The 20,180-nt window shown below is 43.0% G+C and carries 17 protein-coding genes; 7 read left to right on the top strand and 10 right to left on the bottom strand.

The features are described from left to right. The first annotated feature begins 319 nt into the window (after positions 1–319). The 6 genes from EZV76_RS05215 to EZV76_RS05190 all read left to right on the top strand — a co-directional run bounded on the left by EZV76_RS05215 (position 320) and on the right by EZV76_RS05190 (position 8,941). Positions 320–1,348, top strand: a complete 1,029-nt coding sequence (locus EZV76_RS05215; RefSeq protein WP_136565504.1) for a LacI family DNA-binding transcriptional regulator — start codon at positions 320–322, stop codon at positions 1,346–1,348. A 320-nt stretch (positions 1,349–1,668) separates the two neighbouring features. Then, positions 1,669–4,329: a PSD1 and planctomycete cytochrome C domain-containing protein gene (locus EZV76_RS05210; RefSeq protein WP_236640861.1), complete on the top strand. Its 2,661-nt coding sequence runs from the start codon at positions 1,669–1,671 to the stop codon at positions 4,327–4,329. Then, on the top strand, positions 4,326–5,849 hold the full coding sequence (locus tag EZV76_RS05205) for a DUF1501 domain-containing protein (RefSeq protein WP_136565502.1): 1,524 nt from the start codon (positions 4,326–4,328) through the stop codon (positions 5,847–5,849). The genes EZV76_RS05210 and EZV76_RS05205 overlap by 4 nt, the downstream gene beginning before the upstream one ends. Before the next feature lie 24 nt (positions 5,850–5,873). Beyond that, positions 5,874–6,749 carry a sugar phosphate isomerase/epimerase family protein gene (locus EZV76_RS05200; RefSeq protein ID WP_236640860.1) on the top strand — a complete coding sequence of 292 codons (876 nt, stop codon included), beginning with the start codon at positions 5,874–5,876 and terminating at the stop codon, positions 6,747–6,749. Continuing rightward, positions 6,750–8,138: a c-type cytochrome domain-containing protein gene (locus EZV76_RS05195; RefSeq protein WP_136565501.1), complete on the top strand. Its 1,389-nt coding sequence runs from the start codon at positions 6,750–6,752 to the stop codon at positions 8,136–8,138. A gap of 119 nt (positions 8,139–8,257) precedes the next feature. After that, positions 8,258–8,941 (top strand): type ISP restriction/modification enzyme, encoded by a 684-nt coding sequence (locus EZV76_RS05190; RefSeq protein WP_136565500.1) that lies wholly within the window; start codon positions 8,258–8,260, stop codon positions 8,939–8,941. Between the two features lie 23 nt (positions 8,942–8,964). On the opposite strand, the gene EZV76_RS05185 is transcribed toward EZV76_RS05190, so the two are convergent. From EZV76_RS05185 to EZV76_RS05160, 6 genes are all read right to left on the bottom strand, one after another. Then, positions 8,965–9,366, bottom strand: coding sequence for a hypothetical protein (locus EZV76_RS05185; RefSeq protein ID WP_136565499.1), 402 nt, complete (start codon positions 9,364–9,366; stop codon positions 8,965–8,967). Further along, entirely contained in the window at positions 9,363–9,782 is a 420-nt protein-coding gene (locus tag EZV76_RS05180; protein WP_136565498.1) for a GreA/GreB family elongation factor, read from the bottom strand. Before EZV76_RS05180 ends, EZV76_RS05185 begins: the two co-directional genes overlap by 4 nt. 9 nt (positions 9,783–9,791) lie before the next feature. Further along, positions 9,792–11,084 carry a Glu/Leu/Phe/Val family dehydrogenase gene (locus EZV76_RS05175; RefSeq protein ID WP_136565497.1) on the bottom strand — a complete coding sequence of 431 codons (1,293 nt, stop codon included), beginning with the start codon at positions 11,082–11,084 and terminating at the stop codon, positions 9,792–9,794. A gap of 447 nt (positions 11,085–11,531) precedes the next feature. Beyond that, positions 11,532–11,891, bottom strand: a complete 360-nt coding sequence (locus tag EZV76_RS05170; protein WP_136565496.1) for a potassium channel family protein — start codon at positions 11,889–11,891, stop codon at positions 11,532–11,534. A 176-nt stretch (positions 11,892–12,067) separates the two neighbouring features. Next, entirely contained in the window at positions 12,068–12,955 is an 888-nt protein-coding gene (locus EZV76_RS05165; RefSeq protein WP_136565495.1) for a leucine-rich repeat domain-containing protein, read from the bottom strand. A 135-nt stretch (positions 12,956–13,090) separates the two neighbouring features. Then, a complete protein-coding gene (locus EZV76_RS05160) occupies positions 13,091–15,004 on the bottom strand; it encodes an ABC-F family ATP-binding cassette domain-containing protein (protein WP_136565494.1) in 1,914 nt (637 codons plus the stop codon). 65 nt (positions 15,005–15,069) lie between these two features. On the opposite strand from EZV76_RS05160, the gene EZV76_RS05155 reads away from it, so the two are divergent. Continuing rightward, positions 15,070–15,483, top strand: a complete 414-nt coding sequence (locus EZV76_RS05155) for a DUF983 domain-containing protein (RefSeq protein ID WP_136565493.1) — start codon at positions 15,070–15,072, stop codon at positions 15,481–15,483. Here EZV76_RS05155 and EZV76_RS05150 read toward each other — a convergent pair. From EZV76_RS05150 to porM, 4 genes are all read right to left on the bottom strand, one after another. Then, entirely contained in the window at positions 15,480–16,535 is a 1,056-nt protein-coding gene (locus EZV76_RS05150) for an NAD(P)/FAD-dependent oxidoreductase (RefSeq protein WP_136565492.1), read from the bottom strand. The two genes, EZV76_RS05155 and EZV76_RS05150, sit on opposite strands and share 4 nt — an antisense overlap. A 344-nt stretch (positions 16,536–16,879) precedes the next feature. Next, a complete protein-coding gene (locus EZV76_RS05145; RefSeq protein WP_136565491.1) occupies positions 16,880–17,176 on the bottom strand; it encodes a hypothetical protein in 297 nt (98 codons plus the stop codon). A gap of 460 nt (positions 17,177–17,636) precedes the next feature. After that, positions 17,637–18,539, bottom strand: a complete 903-nt coding sequence (gene porN, locus EZV76_RS05140; RefSeq protein WP_136565490.1) for a type IX secretion system ring subunit PorN/GldN — start codon at positions 18,537–18,539, stop codon at positions 17,637–17,639. A gap of 18 nt (positions 18,540–18,557) precedes the next feature. Further along, positions 18,558–20,129, bottom strand: coding sequence for a type IX secretion system motor protein PorM/GldM (porM, locus tag EZV76_RS05135; RefSeq protein WP_136565489.1), 1,572 nt, complete (start codon positions 20,127–20,129; stop codon positions 18,558–18,560). Positions 20,130–20,180: the final 51 nt, after the last annotated feature.

Genomic DNA, 20,180 nt, shown 5'->3' with positions numbered 1-20,180 from the left:
TTGGATTGGACAAAAAGATATTGGAAAACCGTAAATTGATAAAGAGAAGAACGATGCTCAAAAGAAGAAAAGAGCACCAAATTCAAAAGTTGAAACTATGACTTAACTTTGGACTGGGCCAGTTCAGATTCGTTTGAAGACGTACAGTATGTTTATGCAAACGTTTGCATAAATAATTTCGAATCAAAATAAATCAAATAATCCTCCTAGCACTAAAAATCCATTAAATTTGTCTGTATAATTGGAAAAAACGTCCAGTGTTCGATTAATGAACAACTCCAATATTTCAAATTAACGCAAACGTTTGTAACTCGCTATAATGTCCAGCCCAAGAATAACCCTTAAAGATTTGGCCAAGGAGCTCCAACTATCCCCTTCCACCATTTCGAGGGCAATTGCAGGGCATCCGGCCATAAGCGAATCCACAAAAAAGAAGGTACGAAAAAAGGCCGAGGAGCTTGGCTTTGCACCCAACTCCATTGCTGCTGGTTTTCGGAAAAAAAGAACCCATTCCATTGGGGTGATCGTACCCAAAATAGATGTCCATTTTCATTCTTTGGTCATCAGTGGCATAGAAGACCTAGCCTATAGGGAAGGGTATAACATCACCATATTCCAATCCAAGGATTCCATCGATAGGGAAAAGGAAATTGCCAAGATCCTTCAGAATAGATTGGTGGAAGGCATTATTGTATGTCTTTCCAATGAAACCAAAAGCTATACCCATTTTAAAAAGTTGGTCAAACTTGGAGTTCCCATCATATTCTACGACCGGGTCCCTACAGATTTTCAGGCCAATAAAGTGGTCATAGATGATTTTGGCTCTGCCTTCAAGGCCACAGAACACCTCATAGAACAAGGGTGCAAAAGAATAGGTCATATTGCGGGAAATCAAGGTACCCCAATATTTAAGCATCGCTTTGAGGGATACAAAGCTGCACTGAAGGCGCATAATATCCCCTATAATCCTGATTTGGTCCTCGAGACCCAAAACCTCAGCTATGAAGAAGGGGCTATTTCCGCCCGTAAACTTATTGCCTTGCCCCAAATACCTGATGGGGTTTTCTGCTCCAACGACTACACGGCCATCAGCGCGGTCCAGGTTTTTCAGAAAGCTGGATTTAAGGTTCCCGAACAAATAGCTGTTGTGGGATTCAGTAATTATCCCATATCACAAGTAATCCAGCCCAACCTTACCACAGTAAATGATCGGGCATTCCAAATGGGAGAGGCCGCCGCCAAATTATTGATACGACAAATTGAGGACGAAGACAACGCCATTGACTTTGAAACCATCACCCTTAAAACGGATTTAGTAATCCGGGAATCTTCACTTAGAAAAAAATAATCCCAAGACCACTCTTTTGTCGATTACCAACCAAAATTTATGTGCACTTCAAGTTTAGCACTATGCAATTTCCCCAGTTTCGAAAAAGAACACAAATCATTCAAAAGTTCAAAAAACCAATCACAAAAAAGTCTTCGTATGGTCCTAAGAAATTCCAATGATTACATACATTTACAAAGTGGCAAAAAAAGTACCTTTTTTTGTATAATTTAATGTAGTTTTTCAGAATTATTCTATATAATATTTACAAATATTCAAAAAAAATGCCGATTCGACATTTTCGCATATTTCTTGGAGCATCGATTTTATCCGTTATGCTCATGGGTTGCAACACTGGTGAAAAGGTTGATTTTGCCAGTGAGGTACGACCTATTCTGAACAAACATTGCATTACCTGTCATGGTGGGGTCAAAAAGAGTGGTGGTATCAGCTTCCTCTTTGAAGAAGAGGCATTGGCCGAAGGCGAATCGGGAAAAAGGGCCATTGTTCCCGGTAATGCCAACGCCAGCGAATTCATTCGTCGTCTACATGAAGATGATCCAGAACTGCGGATGCCCTATGAAAAACCGGCATTGAACCAAGAAGAAATCGATTTATTGGAGCGGTGGATCAATCAAGGTGCCGAATGGGGAAAACATTGGGCCTATTCCCCTCCCCAAGAAGTTACGGTTCCACAAGCGGAACAAGAAGCAGGCTTTTTACCGGAGTACAGTGACTTCATCCAGAACGACATTGACCATTTTATCATGGCACGTCTGGAGGAAAATGAGTTGTCTCCCAATGCACCCGCCCCAAAAAGTATCATTGCCCGAAGATTGGCCTTTGATTTAACCGGGCTACCTCCCAAAGCAATCTGGTTTGATGCCTATACCCAAGGGGAAATGGAATATGAAACTTTGGTGGACAGCCTTTTGGCACAACCTTCCTTTGGTGAAAAATGGGCCAGTTGGTGGTTAGATCTTGCACGCTACGCGGACAGTAAAGGGTATGAAAAAGATCAAGGCAGAACCATGTGGAAGTACCGGGATTGGGTTATAAAAGCCCTGAATGAAAATATGCCCTATGACCAGTTCACCACGGAACAGCTTGCCGGTGATTTATTGCCTGACCCGTCCATGGACCAACTCATTGCCACAGCCTTCCACCGAAACACCATGAACAACGATGAAGGAGGTACAGAGGATGAAGAATTCAGGGTTGCTTCAGTACTGGACCGCGTCAATACCACCTTCCAAGTATGGCAAAGTACCACCATGGAGTGTGTTCAGTGCCATAGTCATACGTATGATCCTTTCAGGCATGAGGAATACTATAATATGATGGCTTTTTTCAACAACGCCATGGATGAGGACACCCCCCATGAGGATCCTGTATTGAAATTCTATAGCGAAGATGACCAAAAGACCCTGAACGAAATCTTTCAATGGAACCTAAAGTATGGAAACCAAGAAGTGGCCGACCAATTCAACAAGTTTTTAATGTACAATGAGCCGTTCTATCAGGTTCACCATGCCAAGAACTTTGTCAATGGCGAACTGGCCGATACCAAATACCTCTCGCTTTGGCCCAATGGTTCCTGTTACTATGATGACATTTATACCCAAGGCTCGCCCAACCTTTATTTTAAATATTGGGCCAATGATAATGGTACGGTCATGACGCTTCGAAAAGACAATGATACCGGCGAAGTCTTGGCACGTTTCAATATTGATAAGACCCCTAGGGAAATTATCCGTAAAGTGTCATTTGCCCAGGTACAAGATTCGATTCGCTTGTTTTTTGAAGCTGAAAACCCAACACTGCCTCAACAGACGGGGACCAGCTTTATTTCTTGGTTTGCATTTTTGCCCGACCTTCCCGGCGAAGGACAACCTGGACATGATCAAATCCAGAAAAAATTCCTAGATCTTTTGAACACCGTCACCCCAACGGTGCCCATCATGATAGAGAACCCGGATTATATGACCCGTACGACCCGGGTTTTTGAACGTGGAAACTGGCTTACACTGGCTGATACCGTCACCCCGGTCACACCCGCAATATTGAACCCATGGAAACAGGAATGGCCCAAAAACCGTTTGGGTCTGGCGCAATGGTTGGTGAGCAAGGAGAACCCCTTGACGGCACGCACCTTGGTAAACCGGGTTTGGCATCAATTGTTCGGAAATGGTTTTGTGGCTTCGCTTGAAGATATGGGATCGCAATCCGAACCTCCATCACACCCAGCTTTGTTGGATTGGTTGTCACTTCGGTTGATGAATGAAAATGAGTGGCAGTTGAAATCGCTCATCAAGGATATCGTGATGTCCGGCACCTACCGTCAAAGCTCGGAAGGAAATCCAACCTTGCACCAAATAGACCCAGAGAACAGGCTCTACGCCCGTGGTCCAAGATTGCGTTTGACCGCAGAGCAGGTCAGGGACCAAGCTTTGGCCGTTTCAGGATTGTTGAGTTCAAAAATGTATGGCCCCAGTGTTATGCCCCCCCAACCCGATGGGGTTTGGCAGACCGTCTACAGCAGTGAAACTTGGGTGGAAAGCAAAGGAGAAGACCGTTATCGTCGTGGCCTTTATACCTATATCAAACGCACCAGCCCATATCCCAGCTTTATGAGCTTTGATGCCAGCAGTCGGGAGGTATGTACCATCCGAAGAACCGTGACCAACACCCCTTTACAGGCCTTGGTGACCCTCAATGACCCCGTATATCTTGAGGCGGCCCACCAACTGGCCATCGACATGAAAAAAGCGGAAAATATTGAAAGTGCCATTGCCCGAGGCTATGAAAAGGCCGTATTCCGGGAATTGAGCCCAGATAAAAAACAGGCATTGTCCGAATTGTATGAAGAATCCTTGGCCACCTTTAAAATGGACGCGAAGGCCATGGATGACTTTTTGGGAACCGATGATGCCGAATTGGCCGCGTTGACCGTTGTGGCCAATGCCATTATGAACCTTGATGAATTTATTACAAAGTCATGAGCAAAGATTCTTTGGACCGATTGATCCACGAAAAACTGATGCGTGAAGCGCAGTCGCAGACCCGTCGACATTTTATGAAACAGTGCGCCACGGGAATGGGCGGTTTGGCATTGAGCGGTTTCTTGGCTTCTTGTAATTTTCAAAAAAGTGACCCGGCAGCAGCCCTTAAAAAAGGCTTGCAATTGACCGAAAGGGACCTGAATCCCTTAGCCACATTGCCTCCTCCTTTTGCCCCCAAGGTAAAATCGGTAATCTATCTGCACATGGCAGGATCCCCTTCGCAATTGGAGATGTTCGATTATAAGCCCGAACTGGCCAAATTGCACAACCAAGATTGCCCACAATCTCTTTTGCAAGGCAAAAAATTCGCATTTATCCGGGGTACCCCAAAACTTCTTGGTCCCCAAGCCGAATTTGAACAGGTCGGTGAAAGTGGCAATTGGGTCTCGGAAAACCTGCCCCATTTCAAAAAAGTCGTGGACGAAGTGGCTTTCCTGAAAGCCGTGAACACGGACCAGTTCAACCATGGACCCGCCCAATTGTTCATGCATACGGGAACCCCACGCTTGGGAAGACCCAGTATTGGATCATGGGTCACTTACGGACTAGGGTCTGAAAACCAGAATTTACCCGGTTTTGTGGTGCTCACCTCTGGTGGACAGGCGCCCAGTGCGGGAAAAAGTGTTTGGGGAAGTGGGTTTTTGCCCTCGGTTTATCAGGGCGTACAGTGCAGGTCCAAAGGAGACCCTGTACTTTACATTGATGACCCCAAAGGCATATCCCGTGACCTAAAAAAAAGCACTATTGATGCCATCAACAAGATCAACAAAGCCGAATATGCCCAGTATGCCGACCCAGAGATTCTGGCCCGTATCAATCAATATGAAATGGCCTATCGCATGCAGATTGCCGTTCCAGAAGTAATGAACATCAACAATGAACCGGATAATATCAAGGAAATGTACGGGGTGGAACCTGGAAAGGAATCCTTTGCCAACAACTGTCTACTGGCGCGAAAACTGGTGGAACAAGGTGTACGTTATGTACAATTGTTCGATTGGGGCTGGGACAGTCACGGAACGGACCATAGCACTGCCGTGGATTTGGGACTTCGAAACAAATGTCGACAAATAGACCGACCCATGACCGCTCTACTATTGGATTTAAAACAACGTGGTCTTTTGGATGATACCTTAGTGGTTTGGGGCGGTGAATTTGGCCGTACTCCCATGAAGGAAAATCGTGAAGGCAAGGAAATGGGCTTTATGGGCCGAGATCACCATGGTGATGCCTTTACCATGTGGATGGCCGGCGGGGGCATTAAAAAAGGAGCCTGCCATGGGGAAACCGATGAAATCGGGTTCTCTGCAGTGGATGGGGCTGTCTCTGTGCATGACGTCCATGCCACCATGCTCCACTTGCTTGGCTTCAACCATGAACAGTTCACTTTTGATTTTCAGGGAAGGCCTTTTAGGTTGACCGATGTACATGGGGAGGTCATCAAAGAAATATTGGCATAATCGCAACCAAACTTTTATTTACTCATGAAAAAACACCTCTATTTAGTAATGATTCTTTTTGCCACTACCGTCTATCCCCAAAAAGGGGAAATCCTCTTTTTTCAGACCAACTGGGGAAACACCCTGAGCTGGGATGCATTTTGCGAACGGGCCAAAGCCTCAGGTTTTGATGGTATTGATGTTTGGCTTCCCAATGAGGCAGAAAGTCAACAGCAATTGAATGCGGCATTGAAAAAGCATGATCTAAAGCTCAATTTGATGCATGGGACCGACAACAGTCTTCCTTTTGAGGAAAGTTTGGAGGCCTATAAAAAGAAATTATATGTATTGGTATCGTGGAAACCCGTGGTCATCAACAGTCAAACCGGTAGTGACTTTTTCTCGATGGAGCAGAATACCGCTTTCATAAAAGCGGCCAATGCCATCAGCAAGGAAACCGGCATTCCCATTTATCATGAGACCCACCGGGGACGGTTCAGTTACACCTTGCCCATTACATTGGACTATTTAAAAAAGATATCCGATTTACGCCTTACTGCCGACATCAGCCATTGGATGGTGGTCCATGAATCCTTATTGGAAGGCAGGGATGCCATGCTTTCCGATGTAATTGCAAAGACCGACCATATCCATGCACGTGTAGGCCATGCCGAGAGTCCCCAGGTAAACGACCCCAAAGCCCCTGAGTGGAAAAGGGCCGTTGACCGCCATTTGGACATCTGGGAAAAGGTCATTAGAAAATTCTGGGCGGAAAATGACCGTCCCATGACGGTTACCTCGGAATTTGGGCCACCCTATTACATGCCCGCCCTTCCGTATACCCAACTTCCCGTATCGGACCAATGGGAAGCCAACGTCTACATGATGAATATTATAAAACAAAGACTCGGACTAGATTAAATGGATATTCTTTCACAGCTATTGGGGCGGTTGCATCCTTTGATCGTACACTTGCCTATAGGTTTCTTGATACTGGGGGTACTTTTATATTGGACGGACCGTAAGACAAAACAGTACACCGGGCTATTGTCCACCTTATTCCTTTGGGCGGGGATTGTCTCGGTCTTAGCCTGCATAAGTGGATTTCTGCTATACCAAAATGAGGGTTATGGGTTTGATACCGTCAAAGGTCACCTGTGGTTTGGAATCATCACGGCCGTGTTTTGCTTTGCATTGTATTTGAAATGGAAGTCGGATTCCATAGCAGTGTTGCAAAAAGTGTCCTTTCCCATTATGATGGTTTTAGGGTTGGTGTTGATTTCCATCACAGGCCATAAAGGGGGCAACATCACCCATGGTGAAGGGTACCTGACCGAACCCCTTCCACGAGGGGTTAAAAAAGCACTGGGAATTCCGGTTTTTGAAGAACTCCCCATAGCATTGACCGAAGAATCCTGGGAGAATGCCGACCTGTACGCCGAAGTGGTACATCCCATCCTCAACAACAAATGTGTTAGCTGCCATGGTCCCAAACAGGCCAAAGGCGAACTGCGCCTACACCATATGGACGATATTCTATCCGGCGGCGAAAACGGTGAGGTGATCATGGCCCAAAACCCTGATGGCAGTGAACTTTTCACCCGGGTTATTTCTCCCAAAGATACCGATGGACATATGCCACCCAAGGAAAAAGAGCAACTGACCAAGGAAGAAGTTGCCGTGCTAAAAGCCTGGATAGAGGCCGGGCACCCTTTTGACGGCAGCATTGCATCGCATGGATTGGATGAAAGCTTATTTGAGCCCTTCTTTCCCAAGGATGTGGAAGATTTTTATCCCGAAGCCACTTTGTCTCCCTTACCCTTGGACAGTCTACGCACCGTCAAGGAAACCGGATTGCATGTGGAGTATCTCAGTAAGGATTCCCCTTGGCTACGGGTCACCGCCATCAACAAACCTGGATTTTCGTTGACAGATACATTGGCCTTAACGCCCATAAACGATTTTATCGTGGAATTGGATTTGTCCCATACGGAAATCAACGATTCCATTTATCCGTATCTGGGTCATCTGCCCAACCTGACCGTGCTGAACTTGGGTCAAACCGAAGTCACGGACCAAGGCATTGAGGAGCTTTCCCATCTTTCGCATTTGAAACACCTCAACCTAACCCGTACCGGAATCACTTCAAATTTGTTTGAAAAATTGGAGAATTTCCCATCCCTGCAGAAAGTGTATGTTTTTGGGGCTTCGCTGCCTTCCGATGGTCCAAAAGAAGTGAGTAAAGGGTTGGACGTGGATTATGGCGGGTATACCCTTCCACGAATTGCTTCGGATTCAATTATTTACTAAAGTATCTGAAAAAGCTCCATGTCAAATCCGCAACCCTGATGCGACATCTACCCAATACATCCTTTCTTTCATTGATGGCCATTAATCTTTACCTTGGTATCAATTGATTGATTAAAAGCATGGTTGTTTTTCCAAAATCATATCCAAGTGCATTGCACAGTCAACAGTTGACTGATTTTATAAAGCAATGGATAGAAGTTCACCCAGATGTTTTACAGCAAATCATCGAGACTCTGGAATTAGACTATGATCATGGGGAATTTACTGGAAATGTATGCTTTATCAACAACCCTCAAATCCGAGAGGACTATAAGAATGCTTTTTCCACTGAAGACCTTTTCCATTATAGTTATGCAACAATGCATGCATCCCATCTTCGGTCTAAATACGGAGATTTTTGTTGGTCCAATACAGCATTGATCCCAACACCAAACAAAGATTCTTTTTGGAAATTGGTGGCCATCGGTGAAAAATTAAATGAATTGCACATTATGGAAGTGATGGACGATTTTAAGATCGGTAAACCGATTACCAACGACACATTGCAAAAAACCGCCCATCCCATTCCCAATGAATTTCATGTATTGGTGGAAAGTAGCCCCACTATAATAGAAATAAATGATTGGACCTTAAATTTCAGTATTGGTCCTTACCACCCTATCCGCAGCGTTATGAGCACCGCACCTGCTCCTTCCTTTAGCAAAATAGAGTTTAAGGAACTTATGCTTACCATCAGAAAAATACGCAATAGTCAATCCTTGCTTGCCCAAATTGATGGGGTTTTCGAAACCTTTGATCAATAGCGCCGCATGTTACATTGTCCAAATCATTTTGCAAGATGGGCCCTGTTTTTCCCAAGAACACCCAAGAGCACCCTTTCCTTTGCTTTCCTGAACTTTTTTAGATGTTCCCTGAACATGCCCCTGCTTTTTTCATGGAGGTGTAAGTGGTACATATCACATTCCAGCGTGTCACATTCCACTGCTTTGGCTTTATCCATTAGATATCGGTTCAGGTTTGCCAAAAGTATGGTATTCTCCCTGCGCAACACACGCAAAATCCCATCCAACTCCTTATTTTCCAATAACTGTTCTTGTACTTTCAGTACATATTGGAGCTCTCTTTCAATAGCCTCAAGCTCTTCTATCCATTCATTGATTTCGATATGTTCCCGCTTCTGGAGAATTTGTTCTATCGTATCATGCATGTAAAAAGTAGGTGGGTTCATATTAAGGTGTTTAAATCCAAGGTTTCCTCTGTTTGTTCCACCTTGGCAATTACCAACTTCTTCTCCCCGGCAGGAAACTTCCAGACCACATCATCTCCTTCTGCATAGCCAACAACCGCAGATCCCATGGGGGCCAAAATAGAAATCTTGTCCTGCTTTACATCCTTGTCCTTGGGCATTACAAGTTGAAATCGTTTTTGCCAGCCATCCCCAGAAGTTATCGTTACATAAGAATTGAAACGAACAATGTCATAGGGCATTTCGCTCTCATGGCAAATCTTGGCTGTATCCAACTCTTTGGATAGCCTTTTTGCGGATTCAAACTGCGTATCATCCTTATAAAATCCAGAAAGGTTGGTATACCTTTTCAACAATACAAACTCTTTTTGTTCTATGATCAGTTTTCCGTACTTCATTCGTATTGATTATGGGAAAATTCCCCGTTGCACATAAGTCCGCTCAAGTCTTTCAATAGCTATTACAAACGCCGCTGTCCGCATATCCATTCTTCGTTCTTCCGATGTCTGAATAACTTTTCCGAACGATTCCTTAAGTTTTTCTTCCAATTTTTCCATGACCTTTTCAAGGGACCAAATCTCACCGTTTCGGTTCTGAAGCCACTCGAAATAGCTTCCTATTACCCCTCCAGAATTACATAAAATATCGGGGATGATCTCAATTTCCCTTTTCAAAAGGATTTCCTCAGCTTCTACATCCGTTGGTCCGTTGGCTCCTTCGGCAATGAGTCTTGCCTTTATTTTTGGTGCATTTTTGGCCGTTATCTGATTTCCCAAGGCTGCTGGTATAATGATATCACAGTCTAACCCAAAAAAATCATCGTCATGGATCTCTCTGGCACCTGAAAATCCAGAAACCGAGTTTCCATTGGCACTTGCGTATTCAAAAAGAGGTTCTACCGCTATTCCATCTTCTTCATAAATACTGGCTTTGGCATCCTGCACGGCAACCAGCTTGGCTCCTTCTTTTTCCATGAAGTAGGCTGTCCAATACCCAACATTACCAAAACCTTGGACAATGAACCGTTTGTTTTTAAGGTTTATGTTCCTGTGTTCTGCCCAAAACTTAATACTCAAGAACACACCAAATCCTGTTGCTCTGTCCCTTCCTTCGGAGCCACCCGCCCCAAGCGGTTTTCCTGTAACCACGTGAAGGTTGGTTGAACGTTCTGAAGGAGATTTGGTAGACATGTAGGTGTCCAATATCCAAGCCATGGTTTGGCTGTTGGTGTTCACATCCGGTGCCGGAATATCCAGTTCAGGACCAATATTGTCTCCCAAAGCATAGGTAAATCTTCTGGTTATGCGCTCCAATTCTGACTGAGAGTATTTGGATGGATCCAGTTGGATCCCTCCTTTAGCCCCACCATAGGGTAAGTTGGCAAGTGAAGTTTTCCAAGTCATCCACATGGCCAATGCTTTAGCCGCATCAATATCAACCGTAGGGTGATAGCGTAAACCTCCTTTGTATGGCCCTAGGGCATTGTTATGCTGTACCCTGTACCCGGTAAATACTTGAACCTCTCCATTGTCCATACGAACCGGGAAATGCACCACCAACTCATTGTTGGTGACTTCCAATATTTTTCTAATGTTGGGATTCAGGTCTATGATATCTGCAGCATTGTCAAACTGGCGCATCACATTGTCCAGCATCCCCTGCTTTAACACCCTCTTTATTTTTTTTGTTTTTGTAATCATTACCAATACTTCTTTTAATTATTTTTTTTTTGATTTTTAAACTTCTACATAGTTCCATTCAAAGACTGCGTACTCCTGTTCTCTTTGGTGTACATATTCACTACATGAATTGATATCATTATGGTTTGTAGTCAACGAGCAATCCACAAGAAATTTACAGGTGGAACATAAGCTTCTCTTTAAATTTTTCATCTTTTCCATATTAAGCGTCCCGGGCTTATTCTTGAAACCCAGAACGTATGTGCATTGGGCAAAGGGTGTGCCCAAAACGACTTATCTTATTAAGTATCTGAATATCAGATTGAAACAAAAACATCTTATATTCTAAATAGATAAGATTTTACTCAGTTGGGGAGATTTTACCCATTCCGTTTCAGGTCTAGCAAAACCATAAATTTTGATAAAGATGATTGGGTAAGTTTTTGAATTATTTATCAGGCGGGTTTGTTATTTTCTTGTGCTGTTCTTGAATAGTTTTCTGCGTGAGCCATCTTCCAAAATCAACCGCACAATTTTTGCAGTGAATACCACAAAGGTTCCAATAGATAGAAAGGCATAAATTATAGTGAAGACCTTGCCCAAATCCGTAGTGGGAACAAAATCGCCATACCCCACAGTAGCCATGGTCATCACCGAAAAGTACAACGAATCAATAACGGACCAATGTTCTGTTTGGGAATAGAAAAGGGTAGAGCCTATCAATAAAAACATCAAAAAGAAGCACAGGAATTTAAACTCATCATCATTTTTGATTCCTTTGACAATGGCTTTGGCAAATCGGTAAATGTTCAAAACAAAAGAGAGCACAATACTTCTGTGTAAACTATAAACAATGAATCTAAGTGAAGTTAAACAAAAGAAGGAATCTTTCCCAATTCTCACAATCATTCATGGAAACCGTTCTTCTTCTGATCAAATCCATAAAAAGAAAAAGGGGATACACGCCTGTATCCCCAAACCAAACAAACTAAAGTAATAACTAACTACTCATTTTCGTTGTCATCCTCAAATTTTGTATCCGCCATACGCGAACGTTCAAAATGGATGTCATTAAATCGTGGCGTCAAGGTCTTATCATCACTATCAAAGACCAAAAACTGTTCTGTATTCATCATTTTGAGTCCTGTGTAGGAATCAAATCGATTGTTTTGTAATTGCAATACCTGTATGCTTGCCAATTGTCCAAACTCTGTAGGAATCTCACCTCCCAATTGATTATTGGCCAGTACGAGCTCCTTCAACTGGGTTAAATTTCCCATTTCGGCCGGTATGCTTCCTTCCAGGCCATTCTCAAAAAGGCCTAAAGCTTCCAACTGGGTTAGATTCCCTATGGATTTTGGAATGATTCCTTTAAGATTATTACTAGATAGATTGAGTTCTTTTAGTTTAGTGAGGTTTCCGAATGTATCAGGAATGGGGCCACTTAAGAAATTGTTGAACATGGATAGCACTTCCAATTGTTTCATTTTTCCAATGCCATCCGGAAGCGAACCTTTGATACGATTCATTTCCAGGCGCAACACTTTAAGGTTTTTTAATTTTACAATATCCTTGGGTAGAACTCCGGTAATATTGTTGAATGCTAAATTCAATTGGGTCAAATGTTTCAGTTTACCCATGCTTTCTGGAAGTACGCCGTCCAAATTGTTCATGAACAAGGTCAACCCCACCACATGGTTGTCTTTTATCTCTACTCCTTTCCACGTGTGGATTGGAGATTCCATATTCCAGGAATTGTTCCATTTGTCACCTTTGGTGCTGTTGTATAAATCTATGAGGGCATTCCTCTCCTCTTGGGGAACTTCCTGGTTGGCGTAGGTCTTACCTACAGATACCAGCATACATAAGAAGAAAACGGCCAATCGAATCATTGAATACTTATTTTATCCTAAGGAATTTACCTACAAAGTAATCAAAAGACGAAAAAACTTACAAATTTAATCGGTGAATCGAACGCAATTTGTTGTGAACGAGGGTAAAAGTGTGGTGTAAATTTCTATCCCACATCAATTTAGGGACTCCAATTCGTGGGACAAGACCTCCCAATCTTCCATTAAGTTCTCCAACTTTCTCTTCTTGCCTTGATAGGTGTCAAAAAAATTGGGGCGGGCAATGGTCGTATCATAATCCATTAAAAGGTCATGGTCAATGTCGGCTATCTCTTTTTCCAATTGTGAAATTTGCTTCTCAACCCCACTTAATTTGTTCTTAAGGGATTTCAGCTTTTTTTGGACTTGGTAATCATTTTCTTTGGATACCTCCTCTACTTTCTTTTCTACTTTTTTCTCTCCTTTCTCAATTTTTCTGAAGTCCTCTGCCTTGCGCTGCTCCAGATAAAAATCTATGTCGCCCAAATACTCTTTTATACCACCATCCTTAAATTCGTAGACCCTATCTGTAAGTCCTTGCAAAAAGTCACGGTCATGGGATACCAGCACCAATGTTCCTTCAAAATTCTGTAGTGCCTTTTTCAGTACATTCTTGGATTTGATGTCTAAATGGTTCGTAGGCTCATCCATGATCAGGACGTTGAAGGGCTGCAATAACATCTTGGCCAAAGCCAAGCGGTTTCGTTCTCCACCAGAGAGCACTTTTACATATTTTTCCACTTCATCACCACGAAAAAGAAAAGAACCCAATATATCCCGAACCTTACTTCGGTTCTTTTCATTGGCAGCATCGATCATGGTATCTAAAATGGTTTTTTCGCCCTCCAGATATTCTGCTTGGTTCTGGGCAAAATAGCCTAGTTGTACATTGTGTCCAATTTTCAAGCTTCCGGTATGGTCCAACTCTCCCACTATAATTTTGGCCAAAGTGGTTTTTCCTTGTCCGTTTTGTCCCACAAAAGCGGTTTTGGTGCCACGTTCCACCAAAAGATCAATATCTTTTAAAACTTCTTTTTTACCATAGCTTTTGGAAAGGTCATCCAGCTCTGCCACTACCTTACCAGGATTTATTGATATAGGAAAACGAAGGTTCATGACACTATTATCCTCCTCGTCCACTTCAATACGCTCGATCTTGTCCAGCTTTTTAATGAGGGACTGCGCCATAGAAGCCTTGCTCGATTTAGCCCTGAACTTCTCAATTAAGCGCTCGGTCTGCTGTATTTGTTTTTCTTGGTTTTTTTGGGCACTAAGCTGTTGTTCCTTGATTTCCTTTCTGTACTCCAAGAACTTGGTATATGGTTTATTATGATCGTAAATTCGACCTAAGGAAATTTCTATGGTCCTATTGGTTACATTATCCAAGAACATTTTATCGTGAGAAACAATCACAACGGCACCGGGGTATGTCTTTAAGAATTGTTCCAACCAAATGATGGATTCTATATCCAAGTGGTTGGTAGGCTCATCCAGTAACAGTACATCGTTATTCTGCAAAAGCAGCTTGGCCAACTCTATCCGCATGCGCCATCCCCCGGAAAAGGTATCCGTCAGCTTATCAAAATCATCCCGTTTAAAACCCAACCCCAACAATACTTTTTCAGTATCGCCTTGATAGTTGTAGCCACCCAAGATTTCATAATGATGGGTAACATCGTTCAAATCTACCATTAGCTGATGATAGCCCTCGCTCTCGTAATCGGTTCGCTCCGCCAAGGCCGTGTTAATTTCTTCAAGCTTTTGCTCCATGGCCTTGATATCTGCAAATGCCTGATAGGATTCGTCCAACACGGTTCGGCCTTGTTCAAAATCTATATCCTGTCTTAAAAAACCTATTTTAAGGTCCTTTTCCGTGGCAATGGTCCCCTCATCTGGTGCCATATCCTTGGACAACAATTTCAGCATGGTTGATTTGCCGGCGCCGTTCTTACCAATAAGACCCACCCGGTCTCCAGCATTTAAACGAAACGCTATTTCTTCAAAAAGATATTCACCCCCAAAGGCTACTGAAAGATTATGGACATTTAACATTTTATGTGACCTGAATTACAAAACAAAATTACGGTATTGCGTATTTTTGCATAAAATCGCTGCAAATGTTAAAAAAAGGAACCAAACTGTACAGTATTTTAACAGGAAGTTGTCCCAAGTGCCATGAGGAAAGCATGTACCAAAACACCAATCCGTATGCTATTTCCCAAATTTTCAACATGAACGAGCGTTGTTCCCACTGCGGCACTAAGTACAAAATAGAGCCTTCTTTTTTCTACGGTGCCATGTACGTGAGTTATGCCGTTGGGGTAGCCTTTGCCGTTGCGGCTTTTGTAATTGCATTTTTGATTTTTAACGCGTCTTTACTAGGCACTTTTATTGCCATAGTGGGCACATTGGTTGTTTTCATGCCCGTGATAGTTCGTTTGTCACGTAATATTTGGGTGAATTTCTTTTTTAAATATGACCCGCAAGCTTCAGCGCATTACACACACAAGCATACCGTAGCGGAAGGTTAATCTGGATAATATTTTTTGGTAAACCGTTGAATGTCCATTTCAGGATCAATCTGTTTTTGGTGTTCAATGGCTTGGTATAATTGGGGTGAGGCATAGGGCGCAATAAGTACGCCCCTAGACCCAAATCCGTTGAGGACATACAACTTTTTATGTTTTGGGTGTTGCCCTACCAAAGGCCTTCTATCTACCACAGTTGGCCGAATACCCGCCACATGGTCCATCACCTCAAAATCACATTTTAAAAAAGTGGTCAGCTTGTCCAGAAGTTCATTTTTGGATGCTTCGGTGGGCTCGTTGGTCTTATCCTTCCATTTATAGGTAGCGCCTACCCGATACAAATCCCCCCCCAACGGAATGGTGAACACAGACGACTTTATCACTCTGTCTTCCTTGTACGCTGGTGCTTTGATCGTCAACAATTCCCCTTTGGTGCCATTCAAGGGCAAGTAGTTGAAAAAAGGGTTGTCTTGAAGGCCATAACCACAGGCAAAGATAATTTGCTTTGCCTCCATGGTTTTGTATGAAACCTTTGCTTCTTCAATTTTAAGGGCGGAAAAATCAAAAGACTCTCTTTTCAAAGCTCCCTTTTGATCCAAATAGGCTGTGTAAGCCTGTACCAAGGTGCCCGTATCTATTCTTCCGGTATAATTGACTACTCCAAAACCATGCGGTGCATCTAGAGCATTGTTTTGGTTGGGTATAATGGTGGTTGACAAAAAATAGTCCAACCCCGGTTTATCAGCAGCTTCAAACCAAAGGTTCTGCTCTTCAATGGAGGCAAAACGACGTAACACCGGAACTTTAAAGTCTAACTGTACCCCTAATTTTTGTTCCAATTGGGCATAGAAAGGTTGAGCCAACTCCATTTGTTCCCTAGCCTTCCAGGCTAAGGTAAACCGTTTTAAGATAACTGGATTGTATAGGCCGCCTGCAACTTGGGAGGCTTGCTGCGATGCATCAGAAACCACTTTAAAAGACTTGCCTTCCTTCTCCAGTACTTCGCAAAAGGAAATTCCGGCCAAGCCCAGACCAACAACCAAGTAATCATACATGGTGCAAAAGTAGGCATCTCGAGTAGATGTTAAAGATTAGGAGGCTGGTCTTTTTTACAAATTGACACGAATTACACCAATCGTCACGAATATCGGGTATTTGGTTAGTAGCTATTGGGTGAAACGTGTAGGTGTGGTTTGTTGATTGATAGGTTGCCGCGTTCCTTTTTAAAAAGCTAAAATGTGCTAAGAAAAAGGGTGGCACGTATCAGTTCGTATAACCGTCAGTTACAGGCTTAAATGGGTTAATTTACGGTTTAGCACTGGCGTTAGCAATTCCGAGTGGATTCGGACATAGTCGAATCCGCCGTAATTGCGGTTATACATTGTTGTAAGTAGTTTTTTCATTCCGCAAGATTTGATTCTGCGATTCGTTTTTTTGCGATTTCAGAATTCCGTAACCATAAGTCCTTAATAGCAATTTCAATAGTGTCTGATAAATTCAGCACTTTTTTTATTGTTTTTTTCCAGTCATTAAAGTCAGTTGAAAAAACATAGTCAAGATTCATAGTTCCAATCAAATCACTTTTTTCAGTCGGCAATTCTTTCAGAGTATCCAATATGAACGCTTTAAAAAACACATTGATATTCATATCAGTTTTTGGTGGTTCGGTTTTCTTTTTCCAACTGAAAAGTTTCATGGATTACGTTTTTTCTTAAATTACTTACAACGTCTAAAGATATGATTCGTTTTTAAATGAATTATATCGACTGATACGTGAAGTTAGCGTTTTCCTACTAAAAAAATCCAGCTAGAATTGACGGATATGGGATATGGATTGACGAACGAGCAGGGTGATGGCAATGAACCTTTCCCTCTCCCCTAAACTTCCCTGATTTGCATAAGGTAAAAGATGGCTGTCAAACTTATTCTTATTTCTCGCTTTGTCTTCGACTGCCTGCCTGTCCGTCAGACGGGCGCTCAGACTGACAGCTCGGAATGAGAATCTTATCTTGAATACATAAAAAACGCCGCACATTTGTGCGGCGTTCTGTCTTATTGAATTGGAAAATTTTTTGTGGTGGATTCCGAAACAAGTTCGGAATAATTCAACCATCTCCTTTGAATACTGCCTAAGCAGTTTTCACAGCTGGGTTTCATTAATACGCCCACATATCCTGTTCCCGATCCCGAATCGTTTCTTTGATTCGTTGTGCTTCCAGCAATTGGAACAGGGCATTGTCAAAAATGTAATCGTCTATCTTACGGTCTCCGTGAACGTTGTCCTCTTTATAGATCACTCCGTTGAAACGTCTTGCATTCAACAGCATGTCATAAGAGATGGGTCTTGCGGAGTTACGTTGGTTGTACACTTTGGCTTCGTGCAACACTTGTCGTGCAGCAGGATACCAAACCCAGAACAACTCTACTTTGTTTTCTCCTGGGTCTATAGATTCATCATCTATAAAGTTTACGTCCGGTGCAACGGGGGCAATCCCCAATAGACGGTACTTCAGTTCCCCTTGACGCTTGTCAAAGTACCAGATTCCCTTTATGCGATACTCTTCAATATCAGCAGCGGTCAAATCCCTTTTGTTGATAAACTCAGGGGAAATCTGCTCACCGGCATTAAATTGCTCGTATCCCAGGTCAGTGGTATCGATTTTAGTCAAGGTAGCGGAAAGATCCGACAGCTTCCGTTTTTCGGTAAAGTACGAATCTGTGTACACCTCGGTCAGTTTCCCATTTCTGATGTTTTTCATCAACACATGGTACAAAGACCTTCGGTCCGCCCCAATACCTATAGTATCGGTGGGATAGTACAACGGAAAGTTGACACGCTCATCCAGGTCAATGGTCTCCCAGACGGTCTTGGACCATAGGATATCCCTATCATCCACATAACCGTATTCGAGGGGAGCGTCATTGTCCTGCTCAATTTGAGCTTCGGTCTTCTTGCCGATATCGGTGGGAAGTTTGGCGTTCAAAATGTTCGCCTGTCCCATCATTGATACGGGCAATACACCCAACAATCCGATTATAAATACATTTTTCCAATTCATGATTACTTCTATACTTTATTAGTTTGTAAGCTCAACCACAACCGGAGATACCTTTTTCAACTTGTAGCTCTTGTTGTTGGTGATATACGCTTGGATATCGAAAATCTGAACAGCATCGCCACGCTGAGCCCTTTGCAAGGCAGACTTGGCACGGTTATCCAATTTGTTTCCATTTACAACCACGGTAGGCTGACCAGGTACTTTGAACTTGAACTGCCCAACAGCAAGGTTCAAATCAAAATCGAAGTCTTCCAACATGGCGCCAATGGTAGAAATCTCAAGGTTTCTTCTTGGCATTTTAATGCTACCAGACTCTCCACGAACGGTACCACCTGGTCTTGGAATATCCTTGATACGGAACTCAGACTTGGTAGAGATTCCTTTACCATCAGGCAATGTTCCTGAAGCGGTAATGGTAACTGTTCTACCCGTACCTGGGTTCATCACATACTGGCTTCCACTTCGTCTGCTCAAACCAGCAGCTGATGCAGTTACCTTGTTGTCAGGAATACCAGGGATGGAGATAGTCATTGGGTTGGCAACACCTCGGTATACTACGTTCATCTTATCTGCAGAGATAACTGCTGCATTAGGCATAGAGATTGTAGCAAAGGTATTGTTCACCTCAACAGGTACCTCTTTTCCATCCTGCATAAAGTACATGGTTCCTTTAATGGTGTGGTCACCTGGGGTACCGGCACTGATCAACATCTTAATACCTCCAGCTTCCAAAGCGTAGTCTTTACCTTCGGCCAAAGTTCTACCATCCAAGGTCAACTCTGCTTTAACAGGAGTGGATGTCTTATCGGTTTTACTTACAATGATCTTACCATCGTATTTTTCACCGGAGTAGTAAGCCGTTTTAGGAGCGTCCAAAGAACTGGCAAAATTGGTCAAGGATACGGCAGCGGTCAAGTTACCTTCCAAAAGGTTTTTCAACACCTCTTGCTCAGTAGTTTTGATATCGGCCTGCAATTGGGTCAACTTGGTCAAAGAGGCCACTAATGGGAACCCTTCGTAGTGATAGTTGATCCAATCTTGACGTGTACCGTCTCTTTTCTCTACCTTACCGTCGGCGTCACCAGTTGCAAAACGGGTCTTTACAGCTTCTTTAACAGCAGTAAACTTTCCTTCTGGCAATGTGTTGATTACACCTTCACGGTACTCATTGATTTGTTTCATGAATTCCTTCCCTTCTGGGCCCAAGTTATCTCCTTGGAAAAACTTTTGGTCCAAATAGTCGGATTTGTCCATGACCACATAATCTTTTGGATCTTCAAGATCCTGGGTCATCTCTTTTTTCAATCCTTCCAGATAGGTATAATACTTATCGGAAAGTTCTTTGATTTGCTGAGCATTTTGGTACAGCGATCCGTACTCTGCCTCATTCTCTTCAGCTTTGGTTCCCAAGCTTGCCAAGAAATCGGAGTTACTGGAGTCCATTCTGGTATTGGAAGTCTCCAGCTTTTCGTTCATAAGTCCGAATGCTGCAAGAACCTCCTTGCTCATATTAAGTGCCAACATCGCGATGAAGATCAAGTACATAAGGTTGATCATCTTCTGACGTGGTGTTTGTTTTCCTGATGCCATGTTTATCTAATTAGAATTATAAATTAATTTGATTTGGGGTTTGATATCATT

It is taken from the genome of Flagellimonas alvinocaridis (assembly GCF_004916895.1).
GTDB lineage: Bacteria > Bacteroidota > Bacteroidia > Flavobacteriales > Flavobacteriaceae > Flagellimonas > Flagellimonas alvinocaridis.
Note: the sequence above shows the minus strand (reverse complement) of the source record. Positions and strands in the feature narration are given on the sequence as shown.

Bases quoted from the DNA above. Each gene is read 5' to 3' on its own strand.
- EZV76_RS05215 (WP_136565504.1), top strand. From the start codon at position 320: ATGTCCAGCCCAAGAATAACCCTTAAAGATTTGGCCAAGGAGCTCCAA.
- EZV76_RS05210 (WP_236640861.1), top strand. From the start codon at position 1,669: ATGGGTTGCAACACTGGTGAAAAGGTTGATTTTGCCAGTGAGGTACGA.
- EZV76_RS05205 (WP_136565502.1), top strand. From the start codon at position 4,326: ATGAGCAAAGATTCTTTGGACCGATTGATCCACGAAAAACTGATGCGT.
- EZV76_RS05200 (WP_236640860.1), top strand. From the start codon at position 5,874: ATGAAAAAACACCTCTATTTAGTAATGATTCTTTTTGCCACTACCGTC.
- EZV76_RS05195 (WP_136565501.1), top strand. From the start codon at position 6,750: ATGGATATTCTTTCACAGCTATTGGGGCGGTTGCATCCTTTGATCGTA.
- EZV76_RS05190 (WP_136565500.1), top strand. From the start codon at position 8,258: ATGGTTGTTTTTCCAAAATCATATCCAAGTGCATTGCACAGTCAACAG.
- EZV76_RS05185 (WP_136565499.1), bottom strand. From the start codon at position 9,366: ATGAACCCACCTACTTTTTACATGCATGATACGATAGAACAAATTCTC.
- EZV76_RS05180 (WP_136565498.1), bottom strand. From the start codon at position 9,782: ATGAAGTACGGAAAACTGATCATAGAACAAAAAGAGTTTGTATTGTTG.
- EZV76_RS05175 (WP_136565497.1), bottom strand. From the start codon at position 11,084: ATGATTACAAAAACAAAAAAAATAAAGAGGGTGTTAAAGCAGGGGATG.
- EZV76_RS05165 (WP_136565495.1), bottom strand. From the start codon at position 12,955: ATGATTCGATTGGCCGTTTTCTTCTTATGTATGCTGGTATCTGTAGGT.
- EZV76_RS05160 (WP_136565494.1), bottom strand. From the start codon at position 15,004: ATGTTAAATGTCCATAATCTTTCAGTAGCCTTTGGGGGTGAATATCTT.
- EZV76_RS05155 (WP_136565493.1), top strand. From the start codon at position 15,070: ATGTTAAAAAAAGGAACCAAACTGTACAGTATTTTAACAGGAAGTTGT.
- EZV76_RS05150 (WP_136565492.1), bottom strand. From the start codon at position 16,535: ATGTATGATTACTTGGTTGTTGGTCTGGGCTTGGCCGGAATTTCCTTT.
- EZV76_RS05145 (WP_136565491.1), bottom strand. From the start codon at position 17,176: ATGAAACTTTTCAGTTGGAAAAAGAAAACCGAACCACCAAAAACTGAT.
- porN (WP_136565490.1), bottom strand. From the start codon at position 18,539: ATGAATTGGAAAAATGTATTTATAATCGGATTGTTGGGTGTATTGCCC.
- porM (WP_136565489.1), bottom strand. From the start codon at position 20,129: ATGGCATCAGGAAAACAAACACCACGTCAGAAGATGATCAACCTTATG.